Below are 12,136 nucleotides of genomic sequence, written 5' to 3' on the forward strand. Positions count from 1 at the left end.
CGCACGCAAGACCTCCGATGTCACTTCGTACCGAACGAGGAGAACGATGACCACCACAGCCGGACGGCGAGCCACGGCCGTCCTCGCCGCCGCGGGCACACTCCTGCTCGCCGTCACCGCGGGCGCGCAGGCCCAGGTCCCGCGGCCGCCGGACCGTGACCAGCGGCAGTACGGCGGAGCGCAGCCGCTCGCCGGTCTGCGCGTCCTCATGAGCAACGACGATTCCATGCGGATGGCGCGTCCCGACGCCTCCGACGGAAAGGGCCTGTACGAGGCACGGCGCGCGCTGTGCGCGGCGGGAGCGGACGTCGTCGTCATGGCTCCTTGGGCGAATCAGAGCGGTGCGGGCACCAGCGCCACCAGCGGTGGCCACCTGACCGTCCAGCGCCGGGCCGTCCTGCCCGGCGACTACGCGAAGGACTGTTCCGGCACGCCGTCGCGCGGTGCGGTGTACGGCGTGTGCAAGGGCACGTCGCCCTGCGGTCCGGAGTCCGCGAGTGCCACACCCGCCGACACCGTACGCCTGGGACTCGGCGGTGGACTGGCCGCGAAGGCGGGCTGGGCGGACGGCCCGGATCTCGTCGTCAGCGGAAGCAACTACGGGCCCAACGTGGCCTCCGTGGTCAACGAGTCGGGCACGGTCGGAGCCGCGCTCGCCGCGATCGACGAGGGTGTCCCCGCGGTCGCGCTCAACAGCTCGTACGACCCGGCCGTCACGACCTCGCTCGAGGTGGCCGACCGCACCTATCGCCGGACCGGCGAGTTCGGGGCCGACTTCATCGGCCGGTTGCACCGGCGCGGGCTGCTGACCACGAAGTTCGTCGTGAACGTCAACTACCCGCATCTCGCGGAAGGCCGGCGCCCCCGCAGCACCGCCTGGACGTCCGTGGGGACGCAGAAGGTGGTGCGCAGTGTGTACCGGGGCAGCGGCGACACCTTCGCGGTCGGCGGGGCGATCTGCGCGCCGGGCGCGGCGGAGTGCCGGCCGGAGACCAAGCGCGACGCGGACTTCACGCTGCTCCAGCGGGGGCACGTCACAGTGACTCCCGTGAGCCCCGACCGCACGTTCACCGGCTCCGAGGCCGCGCGGCTCGCCAGGTACGTACGGACCAGCCGCTGATCGCCGAATGCGGCGAACGACCGGCCCCGGCGCTGCTGGAGGGGAGCGCCGGGGCCCTGGCGTCACCGGAAGCGGTGGAGGCATGGCGCTCAGGTGCGGGACCAACCGCCCGTCGTGCATCAGGTGGTACGGGGCCCCCGGGCCAACGGCGAAACCGGCGATCAGGCGCCGGTGACAGCGCCACCAGAGCGCCTCGCCGCACATCGCCGCCGTCCGGCGGCGGGCGGCCTCTTCGAGGAGCCGGTCCATGGCGGCCACGAAGTCCGGGTCCCGGGTGAGCGGGGCCTTCACTCACGGCCCACCACCCGGCCGGTACGGCCCCGGCGACCACGGCCACGAGTACCCTGCCGACGAGGTCGTCGAGGAGGGGACCACCCGATGGCCGCCGAACACGTCACCCGCGAGCAGGTCCCGGAAGGCACCGGCGCATGACTCCCTCGACGCAGACCCGCCTCGCCCTGACCGCCCTCGACCAGACGCTGTCGGGACTCGGCACGCCCGAGCGGGCCGCACGGGACCGCGACTACCTCCGCAGCCCCCTCGAACACCTCGGCGTCCCCGTCCCGCAGTTGCGTACCGCGGTCAAGACCTGGCACCGCGCCCTCGCCGGCACACCGCTCGAGGAGATCCTCACCATCGCCGAGGCCGCCTGGGGGCGCGAGGTGTACGAGTACCGATGGGCAGCGGTGGAAGTCCTGCGCTTCCACGCCGACCGGCTCGGCCCCCACCATCTGGACCTCGTCGAGCGCCTGGCCCGTCAGGCCCGCACCTGGGCCCTGGTGGACACCCTCGCCGTGCACGTGACCGGCCCGCTCCGCCTCCAGCACCCGGCTGCCACCGGGCCGACGCTCGACCGGTGGATCACCGACGACGACTTCTGGGTGCGGCGCACCACCCTGCTGTCGCTTGTCGCGGGCATCCGCACGGGCACGCCCGACCTCGGCCGGATCGACCAGTACGGCCGCCGGACCGTCACGGACACCGAGTTCTTCATCCGCAAGGCCCTCGGCTGGGTTCTGCGCGAACTCGCGTCGCACCGGCACGGCGACTTCGTGCGGACGTGGAGCGCCGTCCACATCGAGCACATGTCGACCGTGACGCTCCGAGAAGCGGTGCGCCGCCTGCCGCGGGACGAAGCCGACCGGCTGCTCGCCCTGCGGGCCATGCGGGCCTGACCGGGAGAAGGCGGTCGTACGCCGGTCAGCCGAGCCAGCGGCCGTCGCGCATGAGGTCGCGGCCCCGCAGCTCGTTCGCCTCACGCCAGGCCTGAATACGCCGCGGCCGGATCAGGAAGTACTGGTAGGGCTCGTCGAGCGCGCGGGGGTCGAATCCGGTCCTGGCCGCGAACTCGTCGCCCCTCCCGGGGGCGAGGTCGGCGATGTCCACGGGCTCGGCGGTGCCGTCGACGACCACGACGTCGCGGGTCGGCCCGAGGCTGAGTCGTACCCGGTCGTCCGCCAGCAGGTTGCGGCCGGTGGCCGAGGCACGCGGCGTCGAGACGAGGAACGCGGCCCCGTCCCAGAGGTAGGACAGCGGGATGAGGTGGACGCCGTCCGTGGAACCCGATGTCGCGACCCAGAGGTCGACGTCGCTCTCCAGCTTCGCGCAGGTGTCCCGCAGCCTGTCCTCGAGGCACCGCGGCGGCGCTCCCGTCATGCGTCCTCCATCCACAGGGGGAGCCCGCACTTCAGGGGACGGGCTCCGTCGGTCATCGGTCGGTTCACCGGGGCGTGGGCTGCGCGGACGCCGGGGCCGCCCCTGCCCCGGCGCCTCCCTCAGGGCGCGGGTGCGGGGGCGGGTGCGGACACGGCCGCCGTCGCGGGAGCCGGCGATGCGGCCTCCCATGTGAAGCCGTCCGGGTCGGTGAAGGGTCCGGCACCGCCGCCGATCACGAGCCGGTGCGATCCGGTGCCCTCGGGAGTGAGGCCGACGTCCTTGGCCAGGGCGCGGCGCCTGTACAGCGCCAGCTTGACGGGGCTCGACCCGGCGGCGAACTCGGCGTACACGCGGCCGAAGCTCTTGCCCACGGTGAGGCCGTGCTCGACGTAGAACCGCTTGCTCGCGGCCACGTCCGCCACGCCCAGCAGGAGCACGATCTCGTCGATCTGCCGGGTGGCCGGGCCGGTGTTCTTCTTCGCCGAGGTCGCGACCTTCCAGACGGTCCCGTCCGGTGCCTGGACGACACCACCGTAGCCCCAGAGCGACTTCGCGGCGGGCTTCAGCGACGTGGCGCCGGCTTCGAGGGCCGCTTCGACGAGGCGGTCGACGGTGGCCGGCTGGGACACCGTGAGCGCCAGGATGAATCCACGGAAGCCGGTTGCGGGTGCCTCCGAGGCCCGCAGGCGTACCTGCGTGTCCAGACCGAAGGCGGCGGTGTAGAAGCGGTGGGCGGCCGTGGGGTCGGCCACGTCGAGGGTTACGGATTCGATGTTTGCCATGCCCATCACGCTAGTTGCGGCTCGGCGTCCGGCGCTTCTTCATTCCTGACCGGTCCGGTCACCGGTTTCGCCGTCCACGGCGGCAGGCCGACCGACTCGGGGAAGCGGGTCGTGCGACGCGCCGTCACGTACGCGTACGGCGACTTGCCGTACGCCAGCCGGAACTGGCGGCTGAGCTGCCCGGCGGGCATGTCCGCGCCGCGGGCGAGGGCCTCGACGTTCAGCGGCTGCGCGTGCTCCCGGTCGATCCGGTCGCGGACGCGACGCAGTCGCGCGAGGTCGCTCAGGTGCTGCGCTGCGGCGCGTGCGCGCCCCCACGAGGGGTGACACATGCGGGAACTCCTTCTCGTCGGTGTCCGCGAGCACCTGGGTACGGCAACCCGCGTGTGGGCGCCGGCTCGGCGGCCGTACTCCGCACAGCTGGTCGCGGAGGTCGGCCGTCATGGCCGCGTCGGTGACCGGAACGCTCAGCGGATCTCCTGGATGCGGACCATGTTGCCCGCGGGATCGCGGAAGGCGCAGTCGCGGATGCCGTACGGCTGCTCGGTGGGCTCCTGGACGACCTCGGCGTCGCCGGCGGCCAGCACCTTCTCGAACGTGCCGTCGAGGTCCCGGGTGGCCAGCAGGATCCAGCCGTACGTGCCCTTGGCCATCATCTCGATGATGGTGCGGCGCTCGTCCTCGGTGACCCCGGGGTCGGCGGCCGGCGGCGCCAGGAGGATCGACGTGCCGGGCTGGCCGACCGGGCCGACCGTGATCCAGCGCATCTTGCCCTGTCCGACGTCGCTGCGGACCTCGAACCCGAGGGCGTCGCGGTAGAAGGCCAGGGACGCGTCCGGGTCGTCGTGCGGGAGGAAGCTCGTGTGAATGGTGATGTCCATGACGATCATGCTAGGCACGGACGGTGATCCGCGCTTCTCGATTCCTGACCGATCGGACCCGCGCCGCCTCCGCTCCGGCCCACCGTCCCACCTCCACCACCGTCCACTCGCACGACGCCCTCGGCGTTGTCAGGATGCGTCGATGCTGCGGCGACGCGACCGGTGCGGCCAGGCGGCGTTGGTCGCCGCTCGCAGCAGCCATTCGACCGGGCCGTACCGATGGCGGTGCAGCCACCAGCGGCAGGCCACCAGCTGGCAGGTGAACAGGATCAGTGCGATGCCTGCTGCCGCAGGAGGCGACACGCGGCCCACCAGAGCGGCGCCGAATCCCGTGAAGAGCAGGGCGCAGAGCAGGGATTGGGTCAGGTAGTTGGTGAGGGCCATTCTGCCCGCCGGAGCCAGCGGCGCGGTGAGCCGGTGGCCGCGGGTGGTGGCTGCCAGGCGCAGGACGGTGGCCGCGTACGCGGCGGCCAGCAGGGGGGCGGTGACGACATCCAGGCCGAGGGCCGCCAAGTGGTAGGCGGTGCCGGGGTGTTCCAGGCTCGCGTGGGCGTAGACCACTCCCCCGGCCGGCCCGACGGAGTATCCGATCTGCTGGAGCCGTCGCAGTACCGGTATGCGGCACGCGGCAGCGGTCAGCACCTCGCGTCGGCCGGCCGCCAGGCCGAGCAGGAAGGCGGCCAGCGCGGCGGGGGCCTGGAAGAAGACGAGCAGCACCGCTACGTCCGGGAGCTGTTCGAGGTGCGCGCCGATCACCGAGCCCGGGCTACCGCGAAGCGCCTCCGTGGCCTGCTGGGCACGGGTCGCCGCGGAGGCCGCGTCCGTGCCGCCACCGCCGGCGGCGTACTGGGCGAAGCTGAGCATCAGGTAGCCGGTGGCCGTGACGGCGAACAGGGCGACCGCGGCTTTCACCGCGGTGCGCGGCCGGGTGTTCCGGGCGGCGAGGAGTACCAGGCCGAGCAGCGCGTACGTGGTGAGGATGTCCCCGGGGAAGAGAACGACGGCGTGGAAGGCGCCGAGGGCGAACAACGCTGCCAGCCGGCGCAGGAACCGGCGGGAGAAGCGGGCGCCGCCGCGTGCGGCGGACTTCGCCTGGAGGGTGAAGCTGTAGCCGAACAGAAAGGAGAACAGCAGGAAGAACTTCGCCTCGAAGAAGGTCGCCACCAGGTAGCGGGTCGCGTGGTCGGCCGGCGAGTCGAATCTCGGGTCTTCCAGGCCGGTGCCGTGGTGGGCGGAGGCGATGTAGGTGATGTTGACCATCAGGATGCCGAGGAGGGCGAAACCCCGCAGCACGTCGATGTCGGTGATCCGCCGCCCTTCCGGGCCTGCGGGCTTCGGTCGTGTTCTCGCCGTGTCGGTCATGTCCGCCCACCCTTGTCCGTGCCGGCGTCGGCCTGCTCGACGAACTGGCGCTGGTCGGCGAGGAATCCGCTCGCGAACAGGGCCCTGGGCGCGAGGACCGCCGTCAGCGTGAGCTTGAGCTCCGACTGCTCGACGTCGTGCCTCACCAGTGAGTGCGTGGCGTCCGGATAGTGCCCGACCCGCAGGAGCGGGGCGGGGAGCAGCTTGCGGTACGCGGCTTCGGTGTCGGCCACGTCGACGTTGATGTCATGGCCGGCCAGGACGAGCAGGACGCGAGTGCCTCGTACGGCCCGCAGGTCCGCCGTGGCGTCGGCGGTGTAGTTCTTCTTGACGAACCGCCATCGGTCGGCCGTCATCCCCGGCGAGCCCGGCGAGTCGTCGACTGCGTCCCGGTACGCGGAGAACGAGGCGTCGCGGCGCAGCAGACGCAAAGTGGTTTCCCTCCGTCGCAGCGCCGCCGCTGTCTGTTCCGTGGAGGCGCCGTCTTCGCGCAGCTGGGCCAGGAGGTTGTAGCGACCTTGTTGCCGCCAGTTCACCGCCGGGGATACGGCTATGACGAAGCGCAGGTCAGGGACGCGGGCCGCGACTTTGGGCAGTACCCATCCCGCCTGGCTCGCTCCCCACAGCCCGATGCGCCGACTGTCGAGATCCGGCCGCCGGTGCGCCCAGGCGACGGCCGCCGCCGTCTCGTCGGCCCGGTCGTCCATGCTCTGGTCCAGCCAGTTCCCCGACGAACCGCCCACCCCCGGCTTGCTCAGGGACAGTGAGGCGTACCCGGCTTCGGCGAAGGACTCCCACAGCGGGCGGTAGAAGCCGTCGTGGGTGGCGTCGATCGCCCCGTCCCCGTGGACGAAGACGACCAGCCCGTACGGCCCGCGCTGATCCTTCGGTGTGGCCAGTACGCCGTCGAGGTTGTGCTTGCCGTGGCGCAGCGAGACCCGCTCCTCCCGGATGTCGTACGTGTTCTGCCGGATCACCACTCCGCCGAGCCCCGCGGCCGCCAGAAGCACGCCGATCAGGGACCAGAGCACCACTCGTTTCCTGCGACTCGTGCGACGCCCGCCCGTGGGCACGTCTTCGCGCTGCTTCGTCCGCACATCCGACTCCGATCTATCGTCCTCAAAACGCTCGTTTCGTTTACGAACGTATCAGAGATGAGAGTATGGTGGTCGCAGCACAAAGTCCGAGACCGAGACCGAGACCGACGAGGAGACCTGGACATGCCGCAGGCGGAGAAGAGGGAAGACCCCCGTGCCGAACCCATACCGGTGACCCTTCGGCGCGGCGTCCCGGAGGGCGCCGAGGACACGGTGGCCGCGCTGTACTGGGAGGCGTTCGGCCGGAAGCTGGGCGCGGCGCTCAACCCGCCGGCCACCGGGCAGCGCTTCATCGCGGCGCATCTGCACCGGGACCGGGCGGTGGTGGCACTCGCCGGTGACCAGGTGGTCGCGGTGGCCGGATATCAACTCGACGGCCGAGGACTGACCGGCGGCGGCGTGAGCGACGTCCTGGACACGTACGGACTGTTCCAGGGCATGCCACGGCTCGCGCTGCTCGCGCTGCTCGAACGCACTCCGGCAGCGGGGCAACTGGTCATGGACGGCATCGCCGTCGCGGCGGATTTCCGGGGACGCGGCATCGGCGGTCTCCTGCTCGGCGAGGTCTTCCGTGTCGCCGCCGAGAACCGCTGCCGACAGGTCCGGCTGGACGTCATCGACGTCAATCCCCGCGCCCGGTCCCTCTACGAACGCCACGGCTTCTGCGCGGTCCACACCGAACGAACGCCCTACCTGCGCCGCCTGATGGGGTTCGGCGCCGTCACCACCATGCACCGCCCCGTCCCTCCGCGGGCGGGCGGACGGCCGTGAGCGGCACCGGGGCCCCCGCGCCTCACGCCTATGCTCGGCCCATGCCCGAGAACGTCCCCGAGATCCCCACCCGCCTGCTCGTACACGCCCTGGTCCGCGAGGACGGCACGGTCGACACCGGCGAGCTCTACACCGTCGCGGGTGCTCTCGGCATGAGCGACCAGCAAGTACGCCTGTGCATCAAACGGCTCGTCGCCGAGGGCCGCTTCACCCACGAAGGACGGGGCCGCAAGGCGCTGCTGCACGCCACCGCCGACGTCACCGGCTCCCTGGCCCCCGAGGCGGAGTACGTCCGCTACGCCTACGCGCAGGATCACGGGCAGGCGCCCTGGGACGGTGTATGGCACCTCTTCGCGTTCGCCGTCCCCGAATCGGCCAGAGCGGCGCGCGACACACTGCGCGACACCCTCCTGGGACTCGGCGCCGCCGCCGTCCAGGGCGGTTTGTACGTCAGCGCCAACCCGATCGGGGCACACGTCGAGGCCCAGGCACGACACCTCGGCATCCTGGACGCCCTCACGACCTTCACCAGCCGCGACCTGTGCGTCGGAGAGCGCCATGACGCCGCCGGGCTGGCCGCCGGGCTCTGGCCTCTGGAGGAGATCGCCGACCGCTACGACGCACTGGCCGCGCTCGCGCAGGCCCGCCTCGGGCAACTCGACGCCGTAGGCGAACCGACCGGGATCGACCAGCTGACCATCGCCGTCGAACTCGCCGCCGCGTTCACCCGCGCCATGGAACCCGACCCGCTCCTACCGCCCCCACTCCTCCCCCAGCCATGGGCCGGCGCCCACGCACGCCACCTGGCCGCCCGCTGCTGGGCCCGGCTCCTCGACCACCAGGCGGCCTCCGCCGCGGACGAACACCACCGGCTGCGCCTGTTCAGCCTGTACGCCGACGCGATCAGGCCGGCCCTCGAAAAGGCCGGCCGCGGCTGACCGGGCGTCGCCCGCCGGAACGTGAAACAGTGCGGTACGTGTGACCACTTCCGCACTCCGTGATCACTCGCAGGGGGTCAGTTCGTGCGTCAGGAGGCTGCCCATGTCGAAACCGCCGTTGCCCGACGAGGTGATCGCGATGCTGACGAAACCAAACCCGGCCGTGATCTCGGCCCTGCGCTCGGACGGCCAACCGGTGTCCACGGCCACCTGGTACCTCTGGGACGGCGGCCGCGTACTGGTCAACATGGACGAGGGACGCAAACGGCTCGAGCACGTGCGCAACGACCCGCGGGTGTCACTCACGGTGCTCGACGAGGGCAACTGGTACACCCACATCAGCATCATGGGGCGTGTCACGGAACTGGCCGAGGACGAGGGACTCGCCGACATCGACCGCTTGTCGCGGCACTACCTCGGCACGCCGTACTCAATGCGCGACCGCCGCCGGGTCAGCGCCTGGATCGAGATCGACCGCTGGCACGGCTGGGGCACCCTGAAGGACACCCGCCGGCCCGGATGACGCCTCCGCGCGCCACCGGACACCGGAGTCCTCGCGGCCACCGGTCGGCACGGGCCCGCGCACCTGTACGGCGCCGGGCCCGGCCGGTCACGGGGCGAGGCCGCCGCTGTCCGGTGAGATCACGACAACTGGCCGCCGTAGTCGGGCAGTTTGAACGTCCTCTCGGCGTGCCCGCCCACCAGGTCGCTGCTCCGGTTGCCGATGTTGGCGATGATGGTGTAGCCGTCGCCCTCGATGTCCGCCCGCATGTCGGTCTTGTACGCGCTGACCTCCTCGAAGAGGTCGGGGAGACTGCGCGTGTACACCTCGGAGACCGGATAGCCGACCTTGCGCAGGTTGTACTCGGTGAGCGACTCGACGATGCCGGGCCGGGCGGTCACGAAGAACACGTCCACGTCCCGTGAGGCCGCGAAGCGACTGAGGTCGAGGATCGGCTTGACCGCCGGAGTGGGGTACTCCCAGAAGTCGTGGAAGTCCGTCTCCAGGGAGGTGTTGTCGATGTCGAGGACGAGGGCGTGCTTCTCGTCGGAGGGGCCCGAGGTGCGCTGCTCGATGTACGGGCGGGCCGTGGCGACGACAGCGGCCACATCGCGCTGCCAGGTGGCGTAATCCACGTTCGACAAGTGCGCCTCGGCGCCCGGGTGCTGGGACGGGGCGGCGGCGGGGAGAGTGCGGACCGCGGGGCTCCGCGCAGGAGCCGAGGCGGCCGAGGGCGCGACTGACGCGATCACCGCGGCCGCCGTGAGGACCACCGCGGTCACGGACGCGGCGGCTCTGCTTCTCCATCTGCTGACACGCATGGGGGGGTTCGCTCCTTGGGATCACGGTTCACGGGAGGCTCGCCCTTGTGGGGCCACGAGTCCTTGAGTGACATGTCCACGACCCAGAATGAGCGGTCGGCCGCCTCCTTTCTACTGGTCGGTAGCATGATTCTTCCGGGCCTGAGATGGCCCCGGCAGCCCGGCCCAGGCCGGGCTGCCGTAGCTCACGTGGTCCTTTCGGCCGCGTGCGAGGATGAGCGCATGGTGCCGGGAATGGCGTTCGGGAACGAGTTGTGGGCCGAGCTGGGATCCCCCAGGAGCGCTCGCGTACTGGACAGCAGCCCCCGTTCGCGTGTGTGGCGCGTCGAGCTGCCGCAGGCTTCGGTGGTGGTGAAGCAGCTCGTCGACGGCCCGGGCGCCGACGAGCGGTACGCCCGTGAGGTGGCCGCCCTGCGGCTCGCCGCCCGAGCCGAAACACCCGTGGTGCCCGCGCTGCTGGCCACCGACGCCGACGAACGGGTGCTCGTCCTGGAGCATCTGGAACACCGGCCGCCCTCCGGCGACTGGATCGTCGAATACGCCGCCGCATTGGCCCGGCTGCATGCCACCGCTCGTCCGCAGGACGCCGGAGCACTCCCCCGGTGGCAGGGCCCGAACCAGGCTGACATCGCATCTTTCCTCAGGCTGGCCACGGCCCTCGAAATCCCGGTCCCGCCTGGCGTTTCCGGCGAACTCGATGACCTCGTGGACCGTCTCGGCCAGGCCCCCGGCCATGCCCTTCTCCACGGGGACCCCTGCCCGGGGAACGACCTCCACACCGACACGGGCGTCAGGTTCATCGACTTCGAACAGGCTTCGCTGGGAAGCGGTTTGATGGAGTTGGCCTATCTGCGCATCGGCTTCCCGACCTGCTGGTGTGTCACCTCGGCGTCCGTTCCCCTGCTGGAGCGGGCTGAGCTCGCCTACCGCACGGCGTGGCGCGCCGCGACCGGCTCCGACATCCAGGACGGACTCGCCGACGCGTGCGCGGGCTGGCTGATCCGCGGCGACGCGTTGGTCGAGCGGGCACGCCGCGAAAGCACCGACCACCTGGCCCGGATCCCGCACCAGGACTGGAAGTGGGGCACCGCGACTGCCCGGCAACGGCTCGTCCACCGACTCGGCGCGGTCAGCGAGACGACCACCGGCCACCCCGCCATGAACGGCGTGAGCAGCCTGGTCGCCGACATGCGCCAGGCCATGCTCGCGCGCTGGCCCACACTTCGACCCGTACCGACACAGCGGCCTTGGCGCAGGTCTCCTACGACTCGGGCACCACAGCCGTTGGCTTGAGCGAAGTTCAGGCGCCATGTCGATACGCGTCCGCCGCCTCATGGGCAGCGGACGCGTCACGCACCACACATGGGGCGCGCTTCAACGGCCGGCAACGGCATTACGGGCCGGTTCAGTGCCGGTGTCGTGCCGCCGCGGCGATCAGCCATGCCGCGAGCACAGCGGCCGCCACCCCGGCCACCCTCCTGCCGTTCGGCGCACGGGTGTCGGCGGGCAGCAGGTCACGGGCACGGTCGATGACACTGAGCGGCACGCCGGCCACAGCGTTGCCAGGGGGCCGGCGTGGCACTCCCGGATGGGGGTGGGTGGGAGCCGTACGGCGTACGGTCTCCCAGGTTGATCCCAGCCTGCGCAGGCCCGCACGGTCCAGCGCCTCCTGCAGGCGTGGCAGCAGGAGGTCCTCCTCGTCGCGTATGTCCTGCCGGATCAGCGCGAACGCCTGACCGACCAACCGGTCGTGCCGGGGATCAGCGGGGTCCGTACGCTCGATCTCGGCGACAAGATCGTTGATCTCCTGGTGCTCCTCCTCCACCCGGGAGGTGAGCTCTTCTCCATCAGGAGCGAGGCGCCGTAGGGCGGGCCACAGCACGACTTCCTCGGCGAAGGCGTGGCTGAAGGTCAACTGGACGATCTCCTTCAGCGTCTGCTGACGCTCCGCCCGCGACACCGTGCCGGACTCGTAGCAGTGCATGAGGCGGTCGAGCTCGGCGTGGTCACGTCGCTGACGTGCCAGCACGCTGGCTTCGCCGCCGAGATCCTGAATGCTCTGTTCCGCGATCGAAAGGGTCATACCGCCTTCACTCCCTGGCCGCTCTCGAAGGTGCGCGGATACGGAAAGGAGCCGGCGATCGGCCGACGCCGCCCCGCGAGGTCCGCGGTTGTCACCGTCACCACGCACCACTCGAGTTCCCCG

General features: G+C 71.4%; 14 protein-coding genes and 1 pseudogene. 6 read left to right on the plus strand and 9 right to left on the minus strand.

Annotated features, from left to right (window positions below):
• Positions 1 to 46 precede the first annotated feature (46 nt).
• Positions 47 to 1,120 carry a 5'/3'-nucleotidase SurE gene (gene surE, locus IE185_RS09045; RefSeq protein ID WP_138894714.1) on the plus strand — a complete coding sequence of 358 codons (1,074 nt, stop codon included), beginning with the start codon at positions 47 to 49 and terminating at the stop codon, positions 1,118 to 1,120.
• 90 nt (positions 1,121 to 1,210) lie between these two features.
• On the opposite strand, the pseudogene IE185_RS09050 reads toward surE, so the two are convergent.
• Positions 1,211 to 1,396, minus strand: a pseudogene (locus tag IE185_RS09050) (DUF488 family protein); the annotation flags it as partial.
• 152 nt (positions 1,397 to 1,548) lie between these two features.
• Here IE185_RS09050 and IE185_RS09055 point away from each other — a divergent pair.
• Positions 1,549 to 2,295 (plus strand): DNA alkylation repair protein, encoded by a 747-nt coding sequence (locus IE185_RS09055; protein ID WP_138894715.1) that lies wholly within the window; start codon positions 1,549 to 1,551, stop codon positions 2,293 to 2,295.
• 25 nt (positions 2,296 to 2,320) lie between these two features.
• On the opposite strand, the gene IE185_RS09060 is transcribed toward IE185_RS09055, so the two are convergent.
• From IE185_RS09060 to IE185_RS09085, 6 genes are all read right to left on the minus strand, one after another.
• Complete coding sequence (locus IE185_RS09060; RefSeq protein WP_138894716.1) at positions 2,321 to 2,776, minus strand: pyridoxamine 5'-phosphate oxidase family protein; 456 nt, start codon at positions 2,774 to 2,776, stop codon at positions 2,321 to 2,323.
• 119 nt (positions 2,777 to 2,895) lie between these two features.
• The gene (locus tag IE185_RS09065) at positions 2,896 to 3,558 is read right to left on the minus strand and encodes a VOC family protein (protein WP_138894717.1); all 663 of its coding nucleotides are present in this window, start codon (positions 3,556 to 3,558) and stop codon (positions 2,896 to 2,898) included.
• A 5-nt stretch (positions 3,559 to 3,563) separates the two neighbouring features.
• On the minus strand, positions 3,564 to 3,890 hold the full coding sequence (locus IE185_RS09070; protein ID WP_138894718.1) for a helix-turn-helix domain-containing protein: 327 nt from the start codon (positions 3,888 to 3,890) through the stop codon (positions 3,564 to 3,566).
• Between the two features lie 135 nt (positions 3,891 to 4,025).
• Positions 4,026 to 4,439 carry a VOC family protein gene (locus tag IE185_RS09075; protein ID WP_138894719.1) on the minus strand — a complete coding sequence of 138 codons (414 nt, stop codon included), beginning with the start codon at positions 4,437 to 4,439 and terminating at the stop codon, positions 4,026 to 4,028.
• A gap of 129 nt (positions 4,440 to 4,568) precedes the next feature.
• A complete protein-coding gene (locus tag IE185_RS09080) occupies positions 4,569 to 5,801 on the minus strand; it encodes a DUF418 domain-containing protein (RefSeq protein ID WP_138894720.1) in 1,233 nt (410 codons plus the stop codon).
• Complete coding sequence (locus IE185_RS09085; RefSeq protein ID WP_138894721.1) at positions 5,798 to 6,832, minus strand: alpha/beta hydrolase family protein; 1,035 nt, start codon at positions 6,830 to 6,832, stop codon at positions 5,798 to 5,800. The genes IE185_RS09080 and IE185_RS09085 overlap by 4 nt, the downstream gene beginning before the upstream one ends.
• Before the next feature lie 189 nt (positions 6,833 to 7,021).
• Here IE185_RS09085 and IE185_RS09090 point away from each other — a divergent pair, with 189 nt between their 5' ends.
• The 3 genes from IE185_RS09090 to IE185_RS09100 all read left to right on the plus strand — a co-directional run bounded on the left by IE185_RS09090 (position 7,022) and on the right by IE185_RS09100 (position 9,130).
• The gene (locus tag IE185_RS09090) at positions 7,022 to 7,669 is read left to right on the plus strand and encodes a GNAT family N-acetyltransferase (RefSeq protein ID WP_138894722.1); all 648 of its coding nucleotides are present in this window, start codon (positions 7,022 to 7,024) and stop codon (positions 7,667 to 7,669) included.
• 41 nt (positions 7,670 to 7,710) lie between these two features.
• Entirely contained in the window at positions 7,711 to 8,607 is an 897-nt protein-coding gene (locus IE185_RS09095; RefSeq protein WP_189714960.1) for a PaaX family transcriptional regulator C-terminal domain-containing protein, read from the plus strand.
• Between the two features lie 103 nt (positions 8,608 to 8,710).
• Positions 8,711 to 9,130 carry a PPOX class F420-dependent oxidoreductase gene (locus tag IE185_RS09100; RefSeq protein ID WP_138898749.1) on the plus strand — a complete coding sequence of 140 codons (420 nt, stop codon included), beginning with the start codon at positions 8,711 to 8,713 and terminating at the stop codon, positions 9,128 to 9,130.
• Between the two features lie 119 nt (positions 9,131 to 9,249).
• Here the strand turns inward: IE185_RS09100 and IE185_RS09105 are convergent, their stop codons facing one another.
• Complete coding sequence (locus IE185_RS09105) at positions 9,250 to 9,930, minus strand: HAD family acid phosphatase (protein ID WP_138898750.1); 681 nt, start codon at positions 9,928 to 9,930, stop codon at positions 9,250 to 9,252.
• A gap of 222 nt (positions 9,931 to 10,152) precedes the next feature.
• On the opposite strand from IE185_RS09105, the gene IE185_RS09110 reads away from it, so the two are divergent.
• Positions 10,153 to 11,223 (plus strand): aminoglycoside phosphotransferase family protein, encoded by a 1,071-nt coding sequence (locus tag IE185_RS09110; RefSeq protein WP_138898751.1) that lies wholly within the window; start codon positions 10,153 to 10,155, stop codon positions 11,221 to 11,223.
• Positions 11,224 to 11,335: 112 nt separating this feature from the next.
• Here the strand turns inward: IE185_RS09110 and IE185_RS09115 are convergent, their stop codons facing one another.
• Complete coding sequence (locus IE185_RS09115) at positions 11,336 to 12,013, minus strand: hemerythrin domain-containing protein (RefSeq protein WP_138898752.1); 678 nt, start codon at positions 12,011 to 12,013, stop codon at positions 11,336 to 11,338.
• Positions 12,014 to 12,136: the final 123 nt, after the last annotated feature.

Source organism: Streptomyces chryseus (assembly GCF_014650755.1).
Taxonomy (GTDB): domain Bacteria; phylum Actinomycetota; class Actinomycetes; order Streptomycetales; family Streptomycetaceae; genus Streptomyces; species Streptomyces chryseus.